Source organism: Ulvibacter sp. 2305UL32-6, assembly GCF_058148545.1.
Genome location: NZ_JBYVKA010000003.1, coordinates 130,647 through 156,038, shown reverse-complemented (window position 1 = coordinate 156,038; position 25,392 = coordinate 130,647). Strand labels below are relative to the sequence as shown.

Annotated in this window: 18 protein-coding genes; 9 read left to right on the top strand and 9 right to left on the bottom strand. The window is 39.1% G+C overall.

The genetic code is table 11. The annotated features are described in order from the left end of the window. Window positions 1–218 precede the first annotated feature (218 nt). From ACY2RU_RS10455 to ACY2RU_RS10440, 4 genes are all read left to right on the top strand, one after another. On the top strand, window positions 219–467 hold the full coding sequence (locus ACY2RU_RS10455; RefSeq protein ID WP_490138402.1) for a hypothetical protein: 249 nt from the start codon (window positions 219–221) through the stop codon (window positions 465–467). Window positions 468–544: 77 nt separating this feature from the next. Then, complete coding sequence (locus ACY2RU_RS10450; RefSeq protein WP_490138401.1) at window positions 545–2,386, top strand: SulP family inorganic anion transporter; 1,842 nt, start codon at window positions 545–547, stop codon at window positions 2,384–2,386. 12 nt (window positions 2,387–2,398) lie between these two features. Further along, a complete protein-coding gene (locus ACY2RU_RS10445; protein ID WP_490138400.1) occupies window positions 2,399–3,028 on the top strand; it encodes a carbonic anhydrase family protein in 630 nt (209 codons plus the stop codon). Window positions 3,029–3,366: 338 nt separating this feature from the next. Continuing rightward, window positions 3,367–3,741, top strand: a complete 375-nt coding sequence (locus ACY2RU_RS10440; RefSeq protein ID WP_490138399.1) for a toxin-antitoxin system YwqK family antitoxin — start codon at window positions 3,367–3,369, stop codon at window positions 3,739–3,741. An 85-nt stretch (window positions 3,742–3,826) separates the two neighbouring features. On the opposite strand, the gene ACY2RU_RS10435 is transcribed toward ACY2RU_RS10440, so the two are convergent. Both ACY2RU_RS10435 and ACY2RU_RS10430 read right to left on the bottom strand, forming a co-directional pair. After that, complete coding sequence (locus ACY2RU_RS10435; RefSeq protein WP_490138398.1) at window positions 3,827–5,773, bottom strand: hypothetical protein; 1,947 nt, start codon at window positions 5,771–5,773, stop codon at window positions 3,827–3,829. Window positions 5,774–5,817: 44 nt separating this feature from the next. Continuing rightward, window positions 5,818–8,595, bottom strand: coding sequence for a TonB-dependent receptor (locus tag ACY2RU_RS10430; RefSeq protein ID WP_490138397.1), 2,778 nt, complete (start codon window positions 8,593–8,595; stop codon window positions 5,818–5,820). Between the two features lie 180 nt (window positions 8,596–8,775). Here ACY2RU_RS10430 and ACY2RU_RS10425 point away from each other — a divergent pair, with 180 nt between their 5' ends. Together ACY2RU_RS10425 and ACY2RU_RS10420 are read left to right on the top strand one after the other, a co-directional pair. Next, window positions 8,776–10,116 (top strand): deoxyguanosinetriphosphate triphosphohydrolase, encoded by a 1,341-nt coding sequence (locus tag ACY2RU_RS10425; protein WP_490138849.1) that lies wholly within the window; start codon window positions 8,776–8,778, stop codon window positions 10,114–10,116. Window positions 10,117–10,238: 122 nt separating this feature from the next. Beyond that, window positions 10,239–12,833, top strand: a complete 2,595-nt coding sequence (locus ACY2RU_RS10420; RefSeq protein ID WP_490138396.1) for a T9SS-dependent M36 family metallopeptidase — start codon at window positions 10,239–10,241, stop codon at window positions 12,831–12,833. A gap of 56 nt (window positions 12,834–12,889) precedes the next feature. Here ACY2RU_RS10420 and ACY2RU_RS10415 read toward each other — a convergent pair whose 3' ends face one another. Beyond that, window positions 12,890–14,677 (bottom strand): 1-deoxy-D-xylulose-5-phosphate synthase, encoded by a 1,788-nt coding sequence (locus tag ACY2RU_RS10415; RefSeq protein ID WP_490138395.1) that lies wholly within the window; start codon window positions 14,675–14,677, stop codon window positions 12,890–12,892. Between the two features lie 84 nt (window positions 14,678–14,761). Between ACY2RU_RS10415 and ACY2RU_RS10410 the strand changes: the two genes are divergently transcribed. Continuing rightward, window positions 14,762–15,211, top strand: coding sequence for a nucleoside deaminase (locus tag ACY2RU_RS10410; RefSeq protein WP_490138848.1), 450 nt, complete (start codon window positions 14,762–14,764; stop codon window positions 15,209–15,211). A gap of 59 nt (window positions 15,212–15,270) precedes the next feature. On the opposite strand, the gene ACY2RU_RS10405 is transcribed toward ACY2RU_RS10410, so the two are convergent. The 6 genes from ACY2RU_RS10405 to aspS all read right to left on the bottom strand — a co-directional run bounded on the left by ACY2RU_RS10405 (window position 15,271) and on the right by aspS (window position 20,801). Continuing rightward, window positions 15,271–15,468 carry a cold-shock protein gene (locus ACY2RU_RS10405; RefSeq protein ID WP_490138394.1) on the bottom strand — a complete coding sequence of 66 codons (198 nt, stop codon included), beginning with the start codon at window positions 15,466–15,468 and terminating at the stop codon, window positions 15,271–15,273. 97 nt (window positions 15,469–15,565) lie between these two features. After that, the gene (locus ACY2RU_RS10400; RefSeq protein WP_490138393.1) at window positions 15,566–15,811 is read right to left on the bottom strand and encodes a hypothetical protein; all 246 of its coding nucleotides are present in this window, start codon (window positions 15,809–15,811) and stop codon (window positions 15,566–15,568) included. A 5-nt stretch (window positions 15,812–15,816) separates the two neighbouring features. After that, a complete protein-coding gene (locus tag ACY2RU_RS10395; RefSeq protein ID WP_490138392.1) occupies window positions 15,817–17,607 on the bottom strand; it encodes a chloride channel protein in 1,791 nt (596 codons plus the stop codon). Further along, on the bottom strand, window positions 17,586–18,437 hold the full coding sequence (locus tag ACY2RU_RS10390) for a tetratricopeptide repeat protein (RefSeq protein WP_490138391.1): 852 nt from the start codon (window positions 18,435–18,437) through the stop codon (window positions 17,586–17,588). Before ACY2RU_RS10390 ends, ACY2RU_RS10395 begins: the two co-directional genes overlap by 22 nt. Beyond that, a complete protein-coding gene (locus tag ACY2RU_RS10385) occupies window positions 18,409–18,987 on the bottom strand; it encodes a hypothetical protein (protein WP_490138390.1) in 579 nt (192 codons plus the stop codon). Before ACY2RU_RS10385 ends, ACY2RU_RS10390 begins: the two co-directional genes overlap by 29 nt. Before the next feature lie 59 nt (window positions 18,988–19,046). Further along, window positions 19,047–20,801: an aspartate--tRNA ligase gene (aspS, locus tag ACY2RU_RS10380; RefSeq protein WP_490138389.1), complete on the bottom strand. Its 1,755-nt coding sequence runs from the start codon at window positions 20,799–20,801 to the stop codon at window positions 19,047–19,049. A 201-nt stretch (window positions 20,802–21,002) separates the two neighbouring features. Here aspS and ACY2RU_RS10375 point away from each other — a divergent pair, with 201 nt between their 5' ends. Beyond that, on the top strand, window positions 21,003–23,981 hold the full coding sequence (locus ACY2RU_RS10375) for a SusC/RagA family TonB-linked outer membrane protein (RefSeq protein WP_490138388.1): 2,979 nt from the start codon (window positions 21,003–21,005) through the stop codon (window positions 23,979–23,981). Window positions 23,982–24,001: 20 nt separating this feature from the next. After that, window positions 24,002–25,354, top strand: a complete 1,353-nt coding sequence (locus tag ACY2RU_RS10370) for a RagB/SusD family nutrient uptake outer membrane protein (RefSeq protein ID WP_490138387.1) — start codon at window positions 24,002–24,004, stop codon at window positions 25,352–25,354. Window positions 25,355–25,392: the final 38 nt, after the last annotated feature.

The following is a 25,392-nucleotide window of genomic DNA, read 5'->3' as shown; positions in this document are numbered from 1 at the left end:
TCGTTTATAGTTTTTGTCGCTGCAAATAACCAACTTCAATGTTAAGTTAAGGTTAAGCCGAGGTGAAGAAATAAATTTTAAATAGATTTTTTAAAGTTTATTTAACAAAATGTGGTCTATAAAAATAACTTTTTGAGGTTATATTTGTTCGCTTACTCAATCTGTATTTGAAAACACTTGCAAAAATCACAATCTCTTTTTTCTTAAGCTTCACGCTTATGGCTCCGGCTATTGTGAATTTGATCAATTTTGATAGTGATTCTGTTTTGATTATCAATATTACTGAAGAAGAAAATCAAAATAGTTACAAGGTCGATCTTAAAGAGAAGCAAGTTGTTTTGTATTCTTATCCAGATTTTGATGCGGTTTGGTTTAACAAAAAACCAGTAACTTCTCGATACTGTATTCCTTCGGTTGTTGGGTTTATTACTGAAATACCGCTTCCCCCTCCAGAGCAGCTCGCTTAAAATTTTCAAAACAGAATTTAAAAAACAAGTGAAACCACTTCAGTAATGATGGGGTTTCTATAATGTAATACTATTAGATGAAAAATTTATTCAATTTTAAACACTTTAGAGGAGATCTATTTGGCGGAATTACGGCTGGTATTGTAGCCTTGCCGCTGGCATTAGCTTTTGGAGTGAGTTCAGGTCTTGGGCCAAGTGCCGGACTCTATGGAGCTATTTTTGTAAGTTTCTTTGCTGCGCTATTTGGCGGCACCAATACACAAATTTCAGGACCAACGGCTCCAATGACTGCCGTGAGTATGGTTGTTATTGCGGGAATTATCGCCATAAATGACGGTGATCTAGACAAGGCTTTGCCTGCGATATTAACTGTGTTTTTACTCGCAGGTTTGATGCAGGTGGGGTTAGGGCTATTGGGAATAGGTAAGTATATAAAATATATTCCCTATCCTGTGGTATCTGGCTTTATGACCGCGATTGGAATTATCATTTTAATCACGCAGATATTGCCGGCCTTGGGGTATTATCCAAAGGAAGATACCGAGTTTGTAAATCAATACAAACCCATGGCCGAAGAGATCATTCTTGATAATATTTTAAAGGAAGAGGCCGGAGAGGGTATTCTTGTATTGGAAGACTTTAAAGAAACGATTCTAAGAGCTGAAGACATCACTCAAGAAGATATTTTAAAGGAATCGCAAACGCTTGCGGCTTCAGAGGCTTCTGGAGTATTGGGAGCGATCAAAGTACTTCCTAAAGCGCTAAACAATATCAATTGGTTAGAATTGCTCTTAGCATTAGGAACCATCTTAATTATTTACGGGTTTAAGCGTATCACAACAGCTGTTCCAAGCACCTTGGTGGCGCTATTGGTAATGTCTGGGATTGCTTTTGGATTTGGTTTAGATTATCGTCCTATTGAGCAAATTCCAAGCGGATTGCCGATTCCAAATCTCGGGATCTTTACTGATTTTAGCTTCGGAAGCATAACACCCTATATTTTTACTGCACTAACTTTAGCACTTTTAGGAGCCATTGATTCGTTATTGACGTCTGTTGTTGCAGATAATATGACAAAGACGAAACACAAGCCAAACAAAGAACTAGTTGGTCAGGGAATAGGAAACAGTATCGGAGCTCTTTTTGGCGGAATACCAGGGGCTGGTGCGACCATTAGAACGGTTGTAAATATCAAATCGGGTGGAAAAACACGATTGTCTGGTATGATTGCGGGTGTATTATTATTGATAATTCTTTTATCGTTAGGTCCTGTCGCTTCTGAAATTCCAGCTGCAGTACTTGCAGGAATTTTAATCACGGTAGGAATAGGCGTAATGGATTATAAAGGATTAAAAGCTATACCTTATATGCCAAAAGCAGAGGTAATTATCATGCTAGTCGTGCTAGTGCTCTCTTCTGTTTGGAATTTGGTATATGCCGTAGGAATTGGCCTTGTTATCGCGTCTCTTATGTTTATGAAAAAGATGGGAGATCTTACTGCAGAACGATCAGACGTTAAGCCTTTATTAAAGGAAAAAGCGTGGGCTGATGAAGATGATTTTCCGCAGAATTTAAAAGAAGAGGTCTTTATTAAGCACTTAAAGGGACCTTTGTTTTTTGGATCGACAAGTGATTTTCAGCAGTTGGCATCGCAAATACCTGATACCGCAAAGGCCGTTGTGATCAGGATGGGTAGAATGCAGTATATGGATCAATCGGGTCTTTATGCGATGGAAGATATTTTAGTTGATCTAGCACAACGCAACATCAAAGTGTTGTTGGTAGATGTTCTTAAGCAACCGAAATACATGATGGAAAGAATTGATATCATACCAAACTTGATACCACAAGAACATATCTTTAAAAATTTCAGAGAATGTTTAGATTGGGTTAAAAATAATATAAAAGATACATACTAAAATAGAGTAGATATGAAAGCACACACAAAAGAAACACAAGCAACGATGACCCCTCACAAAGCGTTGGAATATTTAAAAGAAGGGAATAAACGTTTTCAAGGTAACCTTAGCGCAAACCGAAATTTATTACAGCAAGTAAATGATACTACGGAAGGGCAATTTCCTTTTGCAACCATTTTAAGTTGTATTGATTCAAGAGTTTCAGCAGAATTAGTTTTTGACCAAGGCTTAGGTGATATTTTTAGTATTCGTATTGCAGGAAATTTTATCAATGAAGATATTTTAGGAAGTATGGAGTTTGCATGCAAGCTTGCTGGAACGCGATTAATTGTCGTTTTGGGCCATACAAGTTGTGGCGCAATAAAAGGCGCATGCGATCACGCACGCTTAGGAAATCTAACTAAACTGATCGAAAAGATCGAACCTGCTGTAGCGGCGGTTTCAGAACCTAAAGATGAGAGTCTTCGGAATTCTAAAAATCTTGATTTTGTGGATGAGGTATCTGCAAAAAATGTACTTATGGCCATTGATGATATTCGTAAAAGAAGTCCGATATTAGTAGAAATGGAGGAAAATGATGAAATTAAGATTGTTGGAGCGATGTATGATATTAGTAATGGAAGTGTTCATTTTTATGACTAACTTCTAAGCTTACATACACCAATATATATAAAAGAGGCTACCCATTGGGTAGCCTCTACACATTATAAGCTAGTCGACAAAAACTAAAGCGATATAAAATGTGTTTGTCATTCGACTCCACAAATTACGAGTGTGTAGGTTCCTTTTGGGTAAACTCTGCATTAAAAAATTATTAAGAAAAACACCTTTCTGCTATTTCCAATGTTAAATCTTCATTTTTTAAGTACTTTGAAATCAAATAGTTAAGCATCAAATGTTACTAAATTGTTAATTGAAGGTTTCATAATTGTTACTTATTGCGTAAATTTGGGTATAGAAACAATTAAAAGCCCAATGCTATGAAAAAAATGATCTTAATATTAGTCGCTGTATTCTCTGTTAATGCGATCATGGCTCAGGCCTGTTCTAAAACATGTGATAAGGCAAATAAATATGTCTTAAATAACAATTTGATTGAGGCGACGCTTTATCACGATAATGGTGAAATTGCACAAACAGGTTTCTATACTGAAGATAATAAGCTGCAGGGAGAGTGGATCAGTTATGATGCTCAAGGAAATAAGACAGCTATAGGTAATTACGACAAAGGTAAGAAGGTAGGAACTTGGTTGTTCTTCGAGGGAAATACCAAAAAAGAGGTTACATTTAAAGACGCTCGCATGGCCGAGGTTAAAACATGGAATTTAGAAGGGACGCGGGTAGTAACAAACTAAACGCACTTTCTATTAAATACAAAAGAGGCTGTTCACTATGAACAGCCTCTTTTTTTGGCTAAAATAGTCTATTATGAGCTATTGCTTATAATCTTGTGTTAATCCATGACCATCCTGAAATATCAACAGCAGTGCCATTAAACACATCATCGGTTGGAGTTGTTAAAGGTGTACCGTCAACAATTACATTACCAATTGGCCCATCGTCTTTCATGTCTACGTTGGTTTCGTATCCAGTCAATAAGATGTTTGTAAAGGTTGCACCAGACATTTTCTTAAATTGTAATGCCGTTCCTGTAGTTGAAGACACAGCAGTAAAATTGTTGATCGTTGGGTTGTTGTTGTCTCCATCGGCTTCAACAGCTGTTGAGAAACCTTCGATGTCATGACGAACATAAGTATTCGCTAAAACGCCGTTCCAGCCTTCTGTCCAGTCAATAGAATCATCTTCGTTGTTTTCTAAGTAAACGTTTGTTGCTCCTACAGAACCTCCAAAGAATTCAATTCCGTCATCAGCACCATTAATGATGGCAACATTATTAATTGTTGTTCCACTTCCAACGGCATATAGAGAAATACCATTGTATTGAGATTCAGAGTTAATTTGCGCTCCTGTACCTAATATTACTAGGTAGTCAATATTTCCAGAATCATCAGCGGGATTTGTTCCTCCGTAGATAAATCCACCCACTTCAGCGGTAGCGTCAGTACCTTCGGTTGTAATGGCATCTCCACAGATAGTTAAACCACCCCAGTCACCTGGTTGTGCGCTTTGTGAAGACATAACCACTGGATTCGAAGCGGTACCGTTTATTTCAATTTCACCTCCTTTTAGAACAGCGATATATACTTCGGTTCCACCGTCACGAGCAGTTATCTTTGTACCTGCTGGGATGATCAATTTTCCGCCGTTTTGTACAATAAGTGCATCATCAAGTAAATATCGTTCAGAAGCATTTAAAGTAGTAGTTCCTGTAATATCTCCACCCAATACTGTTAATTGCTGTCCAGATTGGTTTGAATTTACCCACGCAAAAGTGTTTACATCAACTGTTGGTGCTGTAATGTATGAGTTTGTTGGGTCTGCGTCTTCACCTTCAATGATAACATTCGCTAATGGGCCATCGTCCTTCATGTCTACTGAAGTTTCGTATCCTGTCAAAGATAAACCGTTAATGGTTGCACCAGACATTTTCTTAAACTGAAGCGCTGTACCACCTGTGGTAGATACTGCTGTAAAGTTTGTGATCGTTGGGTTGTTGTTATCACCATCAGCCTCAACTGCCGTTGAAAAACCATCGATAGTGTGGAGCACATACGTGTTTGTAATAGTACCATTCCAACCTTCTGTCCAATCTACCGAGTCATCTTCGTTGTTTTCTAAGTACATGTTAGTGATAGAAACACTTCCACCAAAAAATTCTACTCCATCATCTGCACCGTCGAGCATAGCGATATTGCTAATACTTGTTCCAGAACCTACTGCGTATAGTGTAAGTCCGTTGTACTGTGACTCAGAGTTAATCTGTGCCCCTGCGTTCTTAATGATTAAGTAGTTGATACTTCCTGAATTATCAGAAGGATTTGTACCTCCGTAGATCAATCCGCCTACTTCAGCAATTGCATCGACACCTTCGGTAGTTTCAGCTTCTCCTAAAATAACCAAGCCACCCCAATCTCCAGGATTTGAAGCTTGTGATCTCATGATTACAGGTAAGCTTGAAGTTCCTTGTATATCAATTTCAGCACCTTGAGAAATTACGATATAGTTTTCTGTTCCAACATTTGAAACGATCACCGTTCCCGCAGGGATAGTTAATTTGTTACCAGCAGTTACAGTATATGTACCTGTAAGACTGTATTCTTGAGAAGGATCTAAAACACGGTCTGTGTCTTGCGTTCCATTTAATTCAAAATTTTGTTCACCACCATCGTCATCTGTACTTTGGAAGTCATCGTTGTTACTACATGCTGTTAAGAACAACATCGCTACAATGGTAGTCATTGCAAAGAGGTTTTTTAAAATTTTCATGATTTTAAGTTTAAATTAGCGTTCGTTTTTGATTATTGATTGATTTAGAATGTATAATTTAGGTTTAGTCCCAACTGCATACCGCGCGTGTAAGACAATACTGTTTCTTCGGTCTCGATTGTTGTATTTGGGTTTCGAACCAATTGTGTTCTTTTGATCTCTGGATTTAATAGGTTTTTAGCCGTTAGTCCGAGTGTAAATTTTTCGGTAAGCTCTTTCTTTGCAATAAAATCTAAGGTTATAAATCCTTTTTCGATGATGGCATCATTGTAATTCACATCTCCTGCGTTTCGAATAGTTGGATTTCCTAAGGCATAAATTTTATCAGAAGCATAGTTCCCCGTAATGTTTGCTGTAAAAGCTCTTTCAGTATTTGAATTGTAACCAACTGAAGTATTTACGATCCAATCTGAAGCTCCTTGAAGACCAACTTCAGTAATGCCTTTATATCTGAAGGTATTCTGAAAATCACCATTCTCATCGAGGATCTCACGAAGGTCTTGAGTGTGCCACATTCTAGAAGCATTCATATTAAGGTCAAGAGATGCTTTTTCATTTGCAGAACCATCGATCAATTTTAAGCGACCTTCGATCTCAATTCCATAAATAGTTGCTTCGTCGGAAGTATTGAAGTACGAAAATGCGCCAGATGAACCACGGTCTTGTACTTTATTAATGGGGTTCTCAATTATTTTGTAAAATCCAGTTAATGAAAGCAATTGATCATTTGATGGAAAAAATTCAAATTTTAGGTCGAAGTTTCGGTTAATAGACGCTTCGATCTCTGTGTTACCACGTGTTACCTGACCAGTTGCCGAAACATATTCAAAAGGAGCTATTTCCTTGAATTCAGGTAATGTAGTAGTTGTACTATTTGCAAAACGCACGGCCATTTTATCAGAAACAGCGTACTTTAAGTTTACAGACGGATATAATCTACGGTACTTCTTGATAACACTTCCTTCACGACCTACAAAGTTACCAACGTCCCATCGTACGTCAATATCATCTTGCTGATAGCGCATTCCGGCTTGTACAGTAAATTTTCCTGTAACTCCCATTGCTTCGATATACCCAGCAGAAGATTGTAGCGTACCGTTATAGAAATCGGGTTGCAACTTGTTTATTTTCAACAAGCCATTATCAAAATTTTGTTCGGTGAAAATATCTGAAATAGCGTCAATAGATTCTGGGTTGATAGCATTAGTAAATGTCTCTTCCACTCCAAAGAACTGAGACCCAAAATTTCTTTCCTTATTTCGATGATTACCACCTACATTGATATAAAACTTTTCGGTGTCAAAATCAACAAACTTGATGGCGTCATTAATACGCGCGTTGTATTCAACATCTTCAATTGTTTGAATACTCTTACGCTGCTGAAAACCACCAGTTCTACCTAATTGAACGAGGTCTTCATTAAAGTTAACTTCGTTGCGAATGCGGTTAGGCTCATCAGCACTTAAATAATTATATCCAGCGGCCCAGTCTAAGGTGTTTTTTTCTGAAATATCATGCTCACCGCTAAGTTGACCAACTCCAACTAAAGTTTTCTTTAAATTTTGATCACGAATGAATTGAGACAAACCTTCCGCAGGGTCTGTTTCCTCAAAAATAGTTGCTGTTCCTTCTCGCCCACCTTCAAATACTTCGTCCTCGATCTTATTAATAAGAAGCGCGTTAAATTCCAGTTTGTTATTATCATTTGCACGAAATTGCGTATTGAATAGTCCTGAAGTTGCTATTGTCTTTTTCCAGGTAATGGCGTCAGGAATAGAATCGTCTATAAAGTTTCCTCTAAATTGTTTGAATTCCCCATCGCGATATTCAAAGCTTGAAGACTGACCCAAAGTGGCAAGGATCTTAACCTTTTCACCTAATTTTTTCCCCGCACTAATAGCAACCGATCTGTTAAGAGGCGTGCTTTGGTTAGTAGGACTCCAAGATTGTTCGGTGATTGCCTCAAGGGTATTAAAATCACGCATGTAAACACCTACGGTAACATCTTCACTGTTTGGAGTTACCTTAAAATTGCTAAAATTACCATCACTTGCAACATTTGTATTAACACTGGTGCTCGCTGAAACAGAAAGTAAGCTGCTTCCGGTCAATCGTTTTGATTGGATATCGATATTTCCAGAAGCCTGATCGGCAGATAATCCTGCTGCAGTGGTCTTACTAACGTCAATACTTTGGATCAAACGTGTTGGGAATAACCCAAGATCGATATTTTTACGCTCAATATCATCTGAAGGAATTGGAAGACCATTAAGAGTCGTATATAAATAACGATCACCAAGACCACGTACAAATACATCTCCTGTTCCATCTGTTTTTGATATTCCTGAGATTTTAGTGGTTGCTGCGGCTGCGTCTGAAACACCCATTTTGGCAAGTTGTTCAGAACCAATGCTCTCCTTAATAGTGGTTGCTTTTTTCTGCTCAATAAGTAAGGCAACTTCGCTTTCTCGGCGAATGGTTGTTTTTATGACTACTTCGTCAAGTGCGGCTGCGCTTCCGCCCATAGGAACGTTTACCGTAGTAACTTTTCCTGCCTCAACATTTACTGGTAATTCGGTAGTTTCGTATCCTACAAAGCTGTATTGTATTATATAACTTCCAGGTGCTAAGTTTTCTATTGCATATAGGCCTTCGAAATCTGAAGTGGTACCAGTGGCAGTACCTTTAATGATCACATTGGCAAAAGCTAACGGTTCATTGTTGTAATCTTTGTCTGTTAATTGTCCCACAATCGATCCGTTTTGCTGCGAAAACGCAACGTTTGCAAGAAGAATGACTATTAGTGTAAAAAAGTATTTCATTTAGGTTTATTTCTTTGCGCAAAGAAAATTTAATTGCTAACGACTTGAGTTATGTCCATGTTACGATTGCTTTACTTAACCATTAGCCCAACGTTATCTCAATGTTACCAATTTAACATGTGGTGACGTCCAAAATGCTTTCTGAAAATACTATCTTGCATTTAAAAGTATAGCAGTATGATGCAATGGGAACAGCTCCTTTCTCTTCGGAAACAAGGACATAAACATAAAAGCCTACGAATTGAAGAAAACGAAACACGCCTTGGTTTTGAGGTAGATTATGACAGGGTTATCTTTTCGTCTGCCTTCCGAAGTTTACAAGATAAAACACAAGTCATACCCTTGTCAAAAACTTCTTTTATTCATACGCGTCTTACCCACAGTTTAGAGGTTTCGGTTGTTGGCCGTTCTTTGGGGCGAAGTGTTGGGAAAGCCATTCTTGAAAAACATCCACACTTGCATAAAGTTCACGGGCATACCTTTAACGATTTTGGAGCTATTGTAGCTGCGGCAGCATTGGCACACGACATCGGAAATCCACCGTTTGGTCATAGTGGAGAAAAAGCTATAGGTGATTATTTTTCCTACGGAAATGGAAAGCGATTCAAAAAAGATCTTTCTGAAAAAGAATATCAAGATCTTATAGATTTTGAAGGAAATGCCAACGGATTTAAAATATTAACTGAATCAAAAAATGGTGTTGATGGCGGATTAAGACTTACATATGCTACGCTTGGAGCTTTTATGAAATATCCGAAGGAATCTCTTCCGAAAAAACCCACAACGCATATAGCAGACAAAAAATTTGGTGTCTTTCAATCAGAAATAGCCTTTTTCGAAGAAGTTGCAGACTCCTTAGGATTGCTAGCGCGTGATAAAACGGACGATCTACGATTTCACAGACATCCTTTAACCTATTTGGTAGAAGCTGCCGATGACATTTGTTATACAATTATTGATTTTGAGGACGGAATCAATCTAGGTCTAATTGAGGAAGAATTTGCTCTAGAATATCTGATCGCCTTAGTTAAAGACACAATAAACACAGAAAAATACAATATGTTAACGCAGGCTTCAGATCGACTAGCATACCTTCGATCATTGGCCATAAGCGTTTTGATTAAGGAAGCTTCAGAGATCTTTTTGGCTAATGAAGAAGCTATTTTAAAAGGCGATTTTCAAGTGGCGCTACTAGACAAAAGTAAGTACAAAGCCCAAATTGATGATATCATTAAAATTTCCGTAGAAAAGGTCTACCAAAGTACCGAAGTTGTTGAAAAAGAGCTCGCAGGCTATACTATTTTAGCAACCCTTTTAGACAAATTCACAACAGCTTTTGAAAACTATCACGATGGAGGGAAACTTCGACATTACGACAAGCTCATATTGTCTAATTTTAAAAATGCTACTGAAGAACACCCAACGGTTTACCAATATTTGATGGAGTGCTGCAATTATGTTTCACGTCTTACTGATGGAAATGCCCTACAGCTATTTCAGAAAATACAAGGAAATTTATAAGACAGACTGTTGTTAAAAATCAGTAATCTTATGGTTTTGAGCACTTTTTGTAATATTTTTAGAAAAAATTGTCGGCAATACTCACATTGATTATTGCTTTAATTCTAACACCAACTATATCGATGAAAAAAGTACTCTGCTTACTTGGCTTGTTTGTAGTTAGTTTTGTGCATGCGCAGGACTATACGCAAGTAATCCAAAACTATCTAGAAAATAACAAAGCGCCTTTAGGCCTAACAGCCCAAGACGTTCAACAAATTGACATTAGTTCTCAAAGCTTCTCAAAGAGTATGCAAGTAGAAAATGTCTATTTCACACAAAAACATGAAGGGATTGAAATTTTCAATTCAGTTTCTGCTGCGGCTATTAAAAATAATGCTGTAGCCTATTTAAAAATGGGTTTTACCTCAAATTTAAATCAGAAAGTAAACACGACCTCGCCTGGAATTACGGCAATGAACGCCATTAATAAGGCGGCCAATGCACTTGGAATAGATACACCTACAAATATCGAATTACTGGAGCGCGAAGGAAACGTTTATCTGTTTTCAAATGGTGGAATCTCCTTAGAAAATATTCCAGTTAAGTTGGTGTATCAATCAATTGAAGAAACCAATACCTTACGACTTGCATGGGATTTGAGCATCTATTATTTAGACGCTTCACATTATTATAATGTGCGCATCGATGCGGTAACTGGAGAATTATTGGAAACAATGGATTGGGTGGCTTCTTGTAATTTTGCTGAACGTGATCATGCACATGCAAACACGGCTTCGCAGCAGAGTATCTTATTTAAAGACGCTATGCCAACACCAAGTTTAGTAAGTGCTGGTGGCGCGCAGTATCGTGTTTTTCCAATTCCAACTGAAAGTCCGAGTCACGGACCCGACGAATTATTAAATTCACCAGAAAATCTAACCGCTTCTCCTTTTGGATGGCACGATACTGATGGTGTTCCAGGTGCAGAATCAACCGAAACGGTTGGAAATAATGTTCTGGTTCAAGAAGATAGAAACGGAAACAACGGAACAGGAAACAGAGCCGATGGTGGTCCTGGCTTATTTTTTGATTTCCCGTACGATTTTAATGCACCGCCCGAGGCGACGGAAGATGCAGCTATGACCAACTTATTCTATATGAATAATATCATGCACGATGTATATTATCAGTATGGTTTTGATGAAGAAAGTGGAAATTTTCAAGAAAATAATTACGGAAATGGCGGAAGTCAAGGCGATTTTGTTAATGCAGACGCACAGGACGGAAGCGGTCAAAACAACGCCAACTTTGGAACCCCACCAGACGGACAAAGCCCAAGAATGCAAATGTTTTTATGGGATCCGTCTGACCAGGCAGATTTACTTACAATCAATAATGGACCATTAACTGGACCAATCAACGCAGTGGCAGCAACTTTTGGAGGTGCTATTCCAGCTATGCCTCTAACGCAAGATATGGTAGTTGTAGAAGATAATGATGCAGGTGCTTCAACAGATCCCAATGATGCTTGTGACCCTATTCAAAATGCTGGGGACCTCAGCGGTAAGATCGCTGTGATACGCAGAGGTGAATGTGAATTTGGCTTTAAGGGGCTAGCGGCTCAAAATGCAGGTGCTGTAGCCGTTGTTGTTGTCAATAATATAGCGCTTGATCCTATTGCTATGGGTCCTGGTGCGCAAGGTGCTATGGTGACTATTCCTATGATCATGATAAGTAGCGCCGATGGCGAAGCCCTTATTACAGAGATCGCTTCAGGAACTGTTAATGGAACTATTCAATCACAACCTGTGGGTCAGGAAATCGACGGAGATTATGATAATGTAGTTATTGCACATGAGTATGGTCATGGAATTTCGAATCGTCTAACCGGAGGCCGCTTCAATGTGGGATGTCTTCAAAATGCAGATCAGATGGGTGAAGGCTGGAGTGATTATTTCGGACTAATGATCACTATTCTGCCTGGCGATGATGGCACTGAAATACGAGGAATAGGAACTTATGATAACGGTCAAACACCAAACGGACCGGGTTTCCGTGAGGCGCCATATAGTACAGACTTTGCTATCAATGATTTTACATATGGAGATTCAAATACTATGGTGTCACAACCACACGGAATTGGCTTTGTATGGACTACCATGCTTTGGGATATGACATGGGATCTTATTGACCAATATGGTTTTGATCCTGATGTTTACAATGGAACAGGTGGAAACAATATTGCTATGCAATTAGTTATGGATGGTTTAAAACTACAAGGTTGTAATCCTGGATCTGTAGACGGACGCGATGCAATTTTGGAAGCAGATGAATTGACTAATGGCGGTGCGAATTTCTGTCTTATCTGGGAGGCATTTGCAGCTAGGGGACTAGGATTAAGCGCAAGCCAAGGGAGTGTAAACAATCGTTCTGATCAGGTAGAGGCTTTCGACTTACCTGCGGAATGTTCTTTAGGTGTGAACGACAATAATTTTAATAATAATTTTATTATTTATCCGAATCCTTCCGAAGGAAACATTAATATTAAAAGTGTGTTGAATGTTGGAAATGTAACGATTCAGATCACCGACATGAACGGTCGTGTTGTGTTTAATGAAAATAGATTATTAGAAGACACCGTAAATATCGACGCGCAAAACCTGAGCGCCGGAATTTATGTGATCAATATTGATGGTGGTAATTATGTACATACCGCAAAAGTGATCATCCGATAATAAAATGTATTAGTAACAATGTAAAATCCTCTTGAGCCTTGGCTTGAGGGGATTTTTTATAGGTATTTCTGAAGAGTTTCTTTTATTGCTTCGGAAGAAATTTGGGCGATCTCCTGTAGTTGTGCGACTGTCCCTTGATCGATAAACATATCTAGAATACCCATGATCTCGAGGGTATTTTTATAGTGATGTCTGGCAGCAAATTCTGAAATTGAACTTCCGAAGCCACCCGAAATGACACCATCTTCAATAGTAATTACAGTTTTGTATTTTCTAAAAACGACATGCAGCAAATCCTCGTCAAGTGGTTTTATAAAGCCCATATCAAACAATCCGATCTTCTGATCATCCGAGAAAAGAGCTAACGCATCGAGCACATTGTTTAAAATGGTTCCAACAGAAAGAACAGCAATATTTTCTCCGGTTTGAATTATTTCGGCTTTACCGATAGTTATTTTCTGAAAATCTTTTTTCCAATCAATAATGCGGCCGCGACCACGTGGATAACGGATGGCGATTGGTTTGTCTAGCCCCAATTGTGCCGTATAGAGAATGTTTCGCAATGCAATTTCATCTTTAGGCGCGTATATAATGAGGTTGGGGATACAGCGTAAGTGCGAAATATCAAAGACTCCGTGGTGGGTCGCACCATCTTCACCTACAAGGCCCGCACGATCCAAACAGAAGATGACAGGCAGTTTTTGGAGACATACATCGTGAATAACCTGGTCATAGGCGCGTTGTAGAAAAGTGGAGTATATATTACAAAATACATGGAGCCCCTGTGTAGCCAGACCTGCCGCGAAGGTAACTGCATGCTGCTCGGCAATACCTACATCAAAGGCGCGCTCAGGGAAGGCTTCCATCATATATTTTAAGGAGCTTCCTGTGGGCATAGCTGGTGTGATGCCAACGATCTTTTCATTTTTTAAAGCCAATTCTACTAAAGTTTTACCAAATACATCTTGAAATTTTGGTGCTTGAATTTCTTTTGTCTTCGGAAGGAGATCACCTGTAATAGCATCAAATTTTCCAGGCGCATGATATATAACCTGTTGCTCTTCTGCTTGTCGGAGTCCTTTTCCTTTTTTTGTAATTACGTGCAATAATTTAGGGCCTTCCACATTTTTAAGACGCTGCAGCTCCGCAATAAGAATCGAAAGGTCATGCCCGTCTACTGGTCCGGAATAGTCAAAATTTAAAGCTTCAAAAATATTATCGGTGTCTGGTGCACCATCTAAAGTTACTTTGGTTAGATATTCTTTTAAGGCACCCACACTGGGGTCAATTCCAATGGCATTATCATTAAGGATGACGAGGAGATTGGTATTTGTAACTCCCGCATGATTTAACGCTTCAAATGCCATCCCGCTGGCAATAGAAGCATCACCAACCACGGCAATGTGCTGCCGTTCGGCATCACCTGTCAATTGCGAAGCAATTGCCATCCCCAGCGCAGCTGAGATTGCCGTGCTACTATGTCCCGTGCCAAAAGTATCGTATTTACTTTCGCTCCGTTTTGGAAAACCGCTAATACCATCAAGCCTGCGGTTGGTATAAAAAACGTCGCGCCGACCGGTTAAAATTTTATGTCCGTATGCTTGATGCCCCACATCCCAAACCAGCAGATCTTCGGGTGTGTTAAAGACAAAATGGAGCGCGATCGTTAATTCGATCACGCCTAAACTAGCACCCAAATGCCCTTCTTTAGTAGCGACCATATTAATAATGAAGTCGCGTAGTTCCTGCGCTAACTGTGGAAGGTCTTCCGAAGAAAGCTTTCGAAGATCCTCAGGGTAATTAATAGTATGTAATATCGCTTTTGACACAAAGCAAAGATACATTTTGAAATTGTACTTTTGTGATTGCGTTGATGAGTTTGTAACAACGATTAATGGAGTTCCAATATTAAACCTTACACTTTGAGTATAGTAGACCCTTACGATGATATTTATTTTATGAAGCGTGCCATGCAAGAGGCGGAAACCGCTTACGAAAAGGGGGAAGTACCCATTGGTGCCGTTGTTGTGATCAAAAATAAAATTATTGCTCGGTCGCATAATTTAACAGAGACCTTGAATGATGTTACGGCTCATGCAGAAATGCAGGCTATTACTGCAGCGGCGAATTTTTTAGGCGGAAAATATCTAAAAGGCTGTACGATGTATGTGACCATAGAGCCTTGTCAAATGTGTGCAGGGGCGCTTTTTTGGAGTCAGATCCCTAAAATAGTGTATGGCGCGCGTGATGAACAACGAGGTTGTATTGCAATGGAAACGAAATTGCATCCCAAAACCAAAATGACTGGTGGTGTTCTAGCTGAAGAGGCCTCGGCATTACTAAAACGCTTTTTTATTGAAAAAAGGAATTTAAATTAAAGGCATCAAAAAACCCGCTAAAAGAGCGGGTTTTTTTAGGTTGGTTCGATATGTATATCTTAATCATGGATCACGCGAACTTGCCCCGCGGTCATTCCTTTTCTTCCTTCTTCTTCAACATATTCTACTTTGTCACCTTCGTTAAGGGCTTCGCCGTTTAGACCGGTTACGTGTACAAAAATGTCTTTTCCGGTATCATCATTTGTGATAAAACCGTAACCTTTTGATTCGTTAAAAAATTTTACTGTTCCTTCCATTGTAATAAAAAATAAAAATATTAATAATACTCAAAGGTAGTATAAATATGTTCTGAAATGTTAACGAAATGTCAATTTTTTTTTCAAATCCATTGATTTATAGCTTCTTGTCTCTGGAGTGATCGCGCATTTTTTCTATATTTTCTTTAGTGAGCATATATTCTTTTACGCTTCTGTCTTTCCATCTTCGATAGATAAAGACAGGCATGGTGACAAAAAATAGGAGAGAAATAGAAGCGCCAATTAAAAATTCTCCAGTCTTTGGATCGGCCTCCCGAATGTAAAAACCGCAGCATGCTCCAGCAATAGAAATGAGCAATAAAAAAGGTAAAATGTATTTCATAATAATTATTTTGTAGAGAAGTCGATTAACTTTCTTCTATAGGCTGTTAGAAGTTTTGATTTTGATACAAAACCATAATATTTACCGTCCGAAAGGACGGGTAAATTCCATGCTCCCGTATCTTGAAATTTCTTCATCACTGCGGTCATTTTATCAGTCTTCATTAAAATAGTAGCGGGCGGATCTTTCATCAGCTCGCGGGCAATTACTTCTGTGTATAAACTCTGATCAAACATGATAGGTCTTAGGTCGTCTAGCAAAATAATTCCTTCAAGTTCAGCCGTTTCCTTGTTCACCACAGGAAAAATATTTCGGTTTGATTTAACGACAGCCTGGTGTACAATTTCCCCTAAGGTCATAGTTGAATAAATAGGAATAAAATTGGTCTCAACCACCGAGTTGATATCCATTAATGTGAGAACTGCGTGGTCTTTATTGTGGGTGATAAGTTCTCCTTTGCGACCCAATTCCATCGCGTAGACAGAGTGAGGTACAAAGTATTTTGTTATGGTAAACGAAATAGCTGCCGTGATCATTAGCGGAATGAACAATTCATAGCCTCCCGTCACTTCGGCAATGAGGAAGATAGCCGTCAACGGCGCATGAAGTACCCCAGCCATAAGCCCTGTCATTCCCACCAGAGTAAAATTACTTTCTGAAACTGGATTTGAAAAAATATTTAGGGCGTTTATTGTTTTGGCCACGCAATTTCCTAAGATACTTCCCATAAATAAAGTAGGCGCAAAGATACCACCCACACCGCCTCCTCCGAAAGTAAATGCACTTGCAATGACTTTAAAAAAGACAAGCCCAGCGAGTAAGGCAATCACTACCCATACATTGCTAAGATCAAGGTCGAATAAATTATTTTGTAATGCGTTTTCCGGATTTCCTTGTACAAGATCATTTATAACATCAAAGCCTTCACCATAAAGTGGAGGAATAAAATACACGAGTACCCCAATTCCAATTCCCCCTATCAAAAGGCGTTTTACTGGAGAGGCAATACGATCAAAAAATTTCTGAATACGCTCATACATTTCGGTAAAATAGATAGAGACAAGTCCTGCAATCAAGCCCAAGAAAATATAGAACGGAATATCTGAGATAGTAAAACCTTCTTCTATTCGGAAAGGGAGTAAGACATCATTTCCGAAGAAAAAATGAGACGTGACACTTGCGGAGACTGAGGCTAACAACAAAGGAATCAATGAGGCTAATGTTAGGTCTAAACTAAAAACCTCAATGGCAAAAATAATGGCGGCAATAGGTGCTTTAAAAATTGAGGCCATGGCGCCAGCAGCGGCACAACCAATAAGAAGTGTACGTGTAGCTTGATTGAGATGTAAGAGACGCGATAGATTAGAGCTCAATGCTGCCCCCGTTGCTACTGTTGGGCCTTCCAGTCCCACAGATCCTCCAAAACCTACGGTGATCGGCGCGGTTATTAGGCTTCCGTACATTTGGAAACGCTTCATAATTCCTTTGCGTTTGGAGATCGCATAAAGTGTTGAAGGAATCCCTTGGGTAGGCTGTACTTTAAGGATATATTTAACGATCAGGTAAACCAATGATAACCCGATGATAGGAAAGATAAAATAGAATGCCGTATGGTAATCCTGAATCAATTTTCCTTCTAAGAGGAGTTGTATTAAGTGAGTACCGTTTTTTATAAGAACCGCGGCTAAGCCTGCTAAAAATCCCACAGCTATACTTAGCACAAACACAAATTGTTTATGCGAAATATGCTTGATGCGCCAAATAAGAAAGCGCTTTAAGAGGGTTCGTTTAGGCATGTGTCTATCTCAGTTTTTAGAGATGTAAGGTCTTTTCTGTAGATTTGGCGCAAAGTCTCTACATATGCTCTACTGTTGAAATAACCTGCGTCAAAGTTAGTGATCGCAGTCTCTATCAACGTCAATGCTTTCTCGCAATCGCCACGCTGTTTAAAAATAAGTGCTTTGTAGTAATTAGCGTCGCTGGTTCGTCCTTTGCTGTAAAAATCAAATTTATCAAAATTTAGAAGAGCGTTTACAGTATTCTCATTTTCAAGATACGCAATTCCACGAAAAAGGAAGGCAGTTGGTTCTGCCCAATCTTCTCCATAATCTAGTGTTTCTTGATCAATATAACGATCAAAATATGCGATAGAATTCTTGTAATCTTTAAGTCCTAAGTAAGCGATGCCTCGCCAATAATCAACACTATGTCCTTGGGGTGCATCTATAAAATTTGGGGTTAAGGTGTCACTAGCGTTAAAATCTGCTATGGCTTTTTTATAATCTCGGTAAAACCACAAATAGTTATAGCCTCGATAGGGTTGCCAAAGTGCAGGGTCACAAGCGACTGCCTTATTCATTTGGGGTTCCCATTCTAATGGCATTCCGCGTTTGAGATAGGCTACCGAAAGTTCTCGCTGTGCTTCACAATTACCAGGATCGACCTCAATGGCGTGAGCGATACGAGTCATACTTTTTGGAGATCCTTGGTATAAATGTGATCCTTCATCAAAGATTTTTTTAGACAAAGCCGAACGATCGGTGTCTGATAGATTGGTTGTATCTGTAGCACAACTTCCGAAGAAAACGAGACAAATACTAAGGAAGAATTTCTGTAATAGCTCCATTTTCAAGTTTATAAATTATGTACATATAGTGATTGTGCTTTGAAAACGTATTGTCGCTTTCAGCGCGTACCTGCCAGTTTTCGTTTCGCATGGTAAGCTCAGTTAATTGGGCTACCAACTCTGGATGAAAATTTGTTTTTTTATAGTTGACATCTAACTGATTCACGATCAAGTTCCCTGTTTTGCCGTGGCAGTTAATGTGAAATCGGAGGTTTAATAAGCCTGTGTCTGAAAATGCCTCATGCGAATAATTATCTAAAATATAATTGCGGAAGGTATATTTTGTACCTCGATAAATCGCAGGATCTGAGCTACTATAGGAGCCTAAAAGGAATGTGTTTCCTTTGTCGTCACTTTCACACAATTCAAAATTTTCGGTAAAAAGTGCTTCCTGAGGATCTATATAACCAACGTGGTTGGTGTATTTGGTCTCGTCGACAGGAAATTTTCCGTAGTATACGTAATAAATATATGCCGCGGAGCCACCAATGACAACAAGGAGAATACCTAGAATGATACCTGTAATTTTCAGTCCTTTTTTCCAGTTCATTGGTACAAATGATAAAAAAACCGCTTCGCCTAGAAGTAATGAGGCGACGCGATCTTTGATTAATCTTTTATGTTCAGCTGCAGACTTAGCTCTTCTAATTGCGCTTTATCAATTGGTGCGGGAGCGTCGATCATCACATCGCGACCAGCGTTGTTCTTCGGAAATGCGATGAAATCACGGATCGTTTCTTGTCCGCCCAAAATAGCTACCAATCGGTCTAATCCAAATGCGAGTCCGCCGTGTGGTGGAGCTCCATACTGAAAGGCGTCCATCAAAAATCCAAATTGCGCTTTCGCTTCTTCGGGCGTGAATCCGAGATAATCGAACATTAATGCTTGAGTTTCTTTATCGTGAATACGAATAGAGCCTCCTCCAATTTCATTTCCGTTTAAAACAAGATCATAGGCGTTGGCTTTCACATCGCCAGGATTGGTCGATAATAATTCCAGCTGTCCCGGCTTTGGTGAAGTGAATGGGTGGTGCATGGCATGGTAACGTTCAGTTTCTTCATCCCATTCGAGTAAAGGAAAATCGATAACCCATAATGGAGCGAAATCATCTGCTTTCCGAAGTCCGAGACGTTCTGCTAACTCCATGCGTAAGGCACTTAATTGTGCACGAACTTTATGTTTATCTCCAGAAAGTACACATACTAAATCGCCAGCTTTGGCTCCGGTAATTTCGGCCCATTTGGCAAGATCTTCTTGATCGTAAAATTTATCTACAGAAGATTTAAAGGTTCCGTCGTCATTGCAGCGTGAGTAAACCATTCCAAGAGCGCCCACTTGCGGTCTTTTTACCCAATCAATTAATTTGTCTATTTCTTTACGAGTATAGCTATTTCCACCTGGCACGGCAATTCCTACTACGAGTTCAGCATTGTTGAAAACGCCAAAATCTTTATGTTGCGCAACGGCATTTAGTTCGCCAAATTCCATCCCAAAACGGATATCTGGCTTGTCATTTCCGTATTTTTTCATGGCATCGTCGAAGGTCATTCTTGGGAATTCGGCAACTTCAATTCCGCGAATTTCCTTAAGAAGATGGCGGGTAAGGCCTTCAAACATATTAAGAATATCTTCTTGCTCAATAAACGCCATTTCACAATCAATTTGTGTAAATTCTGGTTGTCTATCGGCGCGAAGATCTTCATCGCGGAAGCATTTTACAATTTGAAAATATTTGTCCATACCGCCTACCATAAGCAATTGCTTAAAAGTTTGTGGTGACTGAGGAAGGGCATAAAACTGACCTTGGTTCATTCGGCTAGGAACTACAAAATCTCGTGCACCCTCGGGTGTTGATTTAATAAGGTAGGGGGTTTCAACTTCAACAAAATCTTTTTGAGAAAGATAGTTACGCACCGCCATTGAAACTTTGTGACGAAAAATAAGGTTCTCTCGAACGGGTTTTCTTCTAATATCTAGATAGCGATATTTCATGCGGAGATCTTCACCACCATCGGTTTCATCTTCAATGGTAAATGGAGGCGTTAATGATTGGTTGAGAATGTTTACTTCGGAAACTAGAATTTCGATGTCACCTGTGGGTAAATTCGGATTTTTAGATTCGCGTTCAATGACGGTTCCGGTAACTTGAATAACAAACTCTCGGCCCAATTTTGAAGCTTGCTCCATCATTGCTTTTGGCGTACGTTCTTCATCAAAAATTAACTGAGTTATTCCGTAGCGATCCCGAAGATCCACCCAAACCATAAAACCTTTGTCTCGGGTTTTTTGAACCCATCCGGCTAATGTTACTGTTTTACTTATGTCTGAGGCGCGAAGTTCGCCATTAGAATGCGTTCTATACATGATGCGTTAGCTTTTAAAGAGTGCAAATTTAATAAGTTCTAATGTATTGTAGCTTGTTTTAAGCATTTTATAAAACTAAGATTGACAATAATTGTTCATTTGCCAATAAAGTTGCTTAATAAAAATTAAAAAAGTTGAAAAAGAATAAAAAAATTGCAAATACTTTAGTAAATTCGAATAAACATTGAAAACTCAACAATTATGAAACAAATCAAACCTAGTCGTAGGATCATCCTACTCTTATTAATGGTATTACCGTGCTTTGTATTCGCACAGAACGTGATCACCGGAACGGTAGTCTCTGACGGAGGCGATACTGTCCCTTTCGCCAATGTAGTGGAAAAAGGCACTTCAAATGGTACCACCACAGACATTAACGGAGCATACAGTTTGGACGTGGGAACACTTCCAGCAACCTTGGTATTTTCATCTTTAGGATATACTACTGTTGAGCAAAAAGTGACTGCGGCTGGAAGGCTAAATGTAACTGTGTCTGAGTCATCTCAGGCCTTAGAAGAAGTTGTAGTTACAGGACTTGCTTCTACAATTAAGCGTTCTAATGCGGCCAATGCAGTGGCTAGAGTTGGTGCTGAAGAGCTCACAGGAAGAACTCCAGCTCAAACACTGGATGGCGCAATGGCAGGTAAATTTGCAGGAGCCTTAGTTACAAAGAGTTCGGGTGCACCTGGAGGTGGTATTTCGGTTAAACTTAGAGGGGTTACCTCAATTAACGGTAATTCTCAACCTCTGTATATCATTGATGGAGTCTATGTGAATAATAGTAGTATTGCTGCGGCAGGTTTGAACGCGGTTTCTGGAGCGGCTTCCGGCGGAAGTGCTTCTAACCAAGATAACCCTTCAAACAGGATTTCAGATCTTAATCCTCAGGACATAGAAAGTATTGAAATATTAAAAGGTGCTTCGGCAGCTGCTATTTATGGTTCGCGTGCCGCGGCTGGGGTAGTTATTATTACGACGAAAAAAGGGAAACGAGGTCAAACAAAAGTTTCTTTTTCTCAAGACATTGGTTTTAATAGAATGTTGAATCCGTTAGGTCAACGTACTTATACTGCTGAAATTGCTGAAAATGGATTCGGTCCTGGTCAGGGAGATTTATTTTTAGCAGCTCAAGCCAATGGTACACTTAGAGATTATGAAGAAGAGATCTACGGAAGAGATGGTCTTATTTTGAATACCAATGCCAGTATTTCTGGAGGTTCTGAGAATACACTTTTTTATGCCGCCTTTTCTAATAACGAAGAAGATGGTATCGTGGAAAGAACGGGATATGATAAGAAATCGATTCGATTGAATCTTGAACACAAGTTTTGGGGTGATCGCGCAAAAGTATCTCTTAATAGTAATTATATAGACTCGAAAGCAGATCGTGGTTTTTTTAACAATGACAATACAGGAACAACCTTAGGAGTAGCGTTAACATCAACACCACCGTGGGCTCAGTTACGTCCCGATGCAAATGGAAACTATCCAGATAACCCTTATGCGGCATCAAACCCTTTGCAAACAAGAGATTTGATGACAAACAGAGAGGATGTTAATAGATTTATCACTGGAGGTAATTTAGACTTTAATGTATATAAAGCCGACAACTCAAGTCTAGATCTACAATTACGAGCAGGGGTTGATTATTACGAACTCGTAAATACAGTTATCTTCCCAAGGGAGCTACAGTTTCAGAAGCCTAGTAATGGTGGTTTAGACGGTGTTAGTGCGCTTTCTACCACAGAGAATAAAGATGCCAACTTTTCGGCTTTCTTAATTCATAATTTTAACACAGCCAGTGATATTAACTTTTCGACACAAGCTGGACTTACGAAACAGACATTCTATCGTAATACAGTACGTAATTTAGCCAATGGCTTAATTGCTTCAGAAACAAACCTAGATCAAGCTGCAAACTCGAGTGTAACACAGTTTAGACAAGAGCAGGAAGATGCTGGTTTCTTTGTGCAAGAGGAAGTGAATTTTCAGGATAAAGTTATTGCAACCGTGGGTGTGCGTGGCGACAAGTCAAGCAACAACGGTGACGCTAATGAAATATTTTATTATCCAAAAGGATCGGTTGCTTTAAACCTTCATAAATTTGGATTTTTCGGTGAAGGAAAAACCCTAAGTCAGTTTAAATTGAGAACGGCTTATGGGGAAGCAGGAAACTTTGCGCCAAACGGAGCCCTTTTTACGGCCTATGTTAGTTCACTTGTTGACGGTCTTGTAGGGATCACGGTTCCGGGAACCTTAGGTGACCCAACAATTACACCTGAACGACAAAAAGAACTTGAATTTGGATTGGATGCAGGCTTGTTCAACAATAGAATTAGCTTAGAAGTTACCTACTACACCAAAGCAGTGGATGACCTTATTCTATTAGCAAATAATGAGTCGTCTTCTGGATTTGTATCTCGATTTGCTAATGCAGGTAATCTAGAGAACAAAGGTTTCGAAGTAGGTTTAAATGCAGGGGTTTTTCAAGGTGAAAATTTTGAATGGAATACAGGGATCTTATTTTTCAAAAACAAATCTGAAATTACACAGTTAGATGTTGATCCGTTTAACCTAGGTGGTTTTGGTACAGGTTTAGGAACTTTTAGAATTGAAGAAGGTAAAAGTGCCACTCAAATTGTTGGAAACAATGCCGACGGAGAGCTTGTAGTTCTTGGTGATGCTGAACCAGATTTTCAAATGACATTTAATAATAGCTTTACCTATAAAAACTGGGATCTATCCTTTTTATGGCATTGGAAAAAAGGGGGAGATAACATAAACTTATCTAGTTTATTAACCGATTTCGGACAAACAAGTTATGATTATGACGATACTAATCTTGATCCTTCAGGAGAGCTAAACAATGGTGATTTTAGAATTGCTTCTTTCTTTGGAGGGGTAGCAACTCCGTTCGTTGAAGACGCCTCTTACTTAAGATTACGAGAAGTAGGGCTTTACTACAATTTACCTAAGAAGTTTTTGGATAGCGCATTTAACGGATTTATCACGAACTTTAGAATGGGTGTTTCTGGACAAAACCTGATCAATATTTTTGATTATAACAGTTATGACCCTGAAGTTTCTAACTTTGGATCAAACGGTTTATCAACTGGAGTAGAGGTAACGCCATTTCCATCTTCTAAGCGATATGTGTTTCATATAGCATTAGACTTTTAATTTTTAAAAAAAATAACAATATGAAATTTATAAAAAGTTTTCTAACATTAATGCTTGTCGGGATGGTACTCTCATGTACTGTTGAGGATGGGCAGAATTTGAACGGCGCCACCACAGATTCGGTTGCCGATGATATTTCGAGAGGTGAACTGCAGCAGGCTATGGCAGGAGCTGTGTCTGATATGCGTGTGCGTCTGGGAACCCAAGTAGATGCTATGTCTGTAGCTGGGAGAGAATATTGGAGATTCCAAAGTTCAGATCCGCGATGGACTGCCGATTTGCTAACAGGTACATTAGATAATAATACCTATTATACCACCAATCCGTATGCTGCTAGATATGCAACTGTTAAGGATATCAATCTATTGTTGCAAGGTCTTGAAAATACAACAGCCGATTTCAGCTCTGCTGAGATCGCGGCAACTCGAGGTTTTGCAAATACAATCAAAGCACATGAATTGCTTATGCTATTAAATCATCAATATCAAAATGGAATTCGTCTTGATGTGGCTGATCCAGATAATTTGGGGCCTTTTGTAGGCTACGATGAATCATTGGCAGCAATTAGTCAAATGCTTAATGATGCGTCTACTGATTTAGCCAATGGTGGTGGAACATTTCCTTTTTCTGTGCCTTCGGGGTTTGAATTTAGAAATATGCCAACTACTGATTATGCACCATCAGATTTTAACGAATTCAACAGAGCGCTTGCAGCACGTGTTGAAGTGTACAGAGGGAACTATGCCTCTGCAAATTCTATTTTGCAAAATTCGTTTATGGATTTGAGTGGAAATTTAGATAAGGGAGTTTATATGACCTTCTCATTAACAGGAGCCGACATCATTAACCCTTTGTTTTTTGCACTTAATTCAACTGGAGCAAACGCGAGAATTGCGCATCCTAGCTTTATTGATGAAGCAAGACCAGGTGATATTAGAGTGAATAAAGCTGTGTTTCGCGAGGTGCCAGATGAAAATGACGTATTACAACCAAACCCGCTTACACAATCTAATTTAACAGGTTCTTACGACGTGTTTATTTATGAGAGCAATACAGATTCTGCAGCTATAATTCGAAATGAAGAGCTTCTTTTATTATATGCTGAAGCAAATCATATTTCAAACCCAGGGGCTGCTGTTTCTGCGCTGAATGTGATTCGCAATGCAGCTGAAATAGGCGATTATGCAGGAGGAACTTCTCCAGCCGAACTTAAAGCCGAAATTCTATATAACAGAAGGTATTCATTGTTTGCTGAAGGCGGACATCGTTGGATCGATTTAAGAAGATTTGATATGCTAAATGTTCTTCCTATTGATAGAGCAGGAGATGCCATCTTTCAACAGTTTCCAATTCCGTTAACTGAAAATCAATAAACTCAATATTTTAAATTAAAGAGCCCTTTCAGAATTTC

What these genes read in the sequence shown, in the direction of transcription:
- ACY2RU_RS10425 (WP_490138849.1), top strand. Translation starts at nt 8,776, where the DNA reads ATGCAATGGGAACAGCTCCTTTCTCTTCGGAAACAAGGACATAAACAT.
- ACY2RU_RS10455 (WP_490138402.1), top strand. Translation starts at nt 219, where the DNA reads ATGGCTCCGGCTATTGTGAATTTGATCAATTTTGATAGTGATTCTGTT.
- ACY2RU_RS10385 (WP_490138390.1), bottom strand. Translation starts at nt 18,987, where the DNA reads ATGAACTGGAAAAAAGGACTGAAAATTACAGGTATCATTCTAGGTATT.
- ACY2RU_RS10375 (WP_490138388.1), top strand. Translation starts at nt 21,003, where the DNA reads ATGAAACAAATCAAACCTAGTCGTAGGATCATCCTACTCTTATTAATG.
- ACY2RU_RS10370 (WP_490138387.1), top strand. Translation starts at nt 24,002, where the DNA reads ATGAAATTTATAAAAAGTTTTCTAACATTAATGCTTGTCGGGATGGTA.
- aspS (WP_490138389.1), bottom strand. Translation starts at nt 20,801, where the DNA reads ATGTATAGAACGCATTCTAATGGCGAACTTCGCGCCTCAGACATAAGT.
- ACY2RU_RS10420 (WP_490138396.1), top strand. Translation starts at nt 10,239, where the DNA reads ATGAAAAAAGTACTCTGCTTACTTGGCTTGTTTGTAGTTAGTTTTGTG.
- ACY2RU_RS10435 (WP_490138398.1), bottom strand. Translation starts at nt 5,773, where the DNA reads ATGAAAATTTTAAAAAACCTCTTTGCAATGACTACCATTGTAGCGATG.
- ACY2RU_RS10445 (WP_490138400.1), top strand. Translation starts at nt 2,399, where the DNA reads ATGAAAGCACACACAAAAGAAACACAAGCAACGATGACCCCTCACAAA.
- ACY2RU_RS10450 (WP_490138401.1), top strand. Translation starts at nt 545, where the DNA reads ATGAAAAATTTATTCAATTTTAAACACTTTAGAGGAGATCTATTTGGC.
- ACY2RU_RS10440 (WP_490138399.1), top strand. Translation starts at nt 3,367, where the DNA reads ATGAAAAAAATGATCTTAATATTAGTCGCTGTATTCTCTGTTAATGCG.
- ACY2RU_RS10390 (WP_490138391.1), bottom strand. Translation starts at nt 18,437, where the DNA reads ATGGAGCTATTACAGAAATTCTTCCTTAGTATTTGTCTCGTTTTCTTC.
- ACY2RU_RS10405 (WP_490138394.1), bottom strand. Translation starts at nt 15,468, where the DNA reads ATGGAAGGAACAGTAAAATTTTTTAACGAATCAAAAGGTTACGGTTTT.
- ACY2RU_RS10395 (WP_490138392.1), bottom strand. Translation starts at nt 17,607, where the DNA reads ATGCCTAAACGAACCCTCTTAAAGCGCTTTCTTATTTGGCGCATCAAG.
- ACY2RU_RS10430 (WP_490138397.1), bottom strand. Translation starts at nt 8,595, where the DNA reads ATGAAATACTTTTTTACACTAATAGTCATTCTTCTTGCAAACGTTGCG.
- ACY2RU_RS10400 (WP_490138393.1), bottom strand. Translation starts at nt 15,811, where the DNA reads ATGAAATACATTTTACCTTTTTTATTGCTCATTTCTATTGCTGGAGCA.
- ACY2RU_RS10415 (WP_490138395.1), bottom strand. Translation starts at nt 14,677, where the DNA reads ATGTATCTTTGCTTTGTGTCAAAAGCGATATTACATACTATTAATTAC.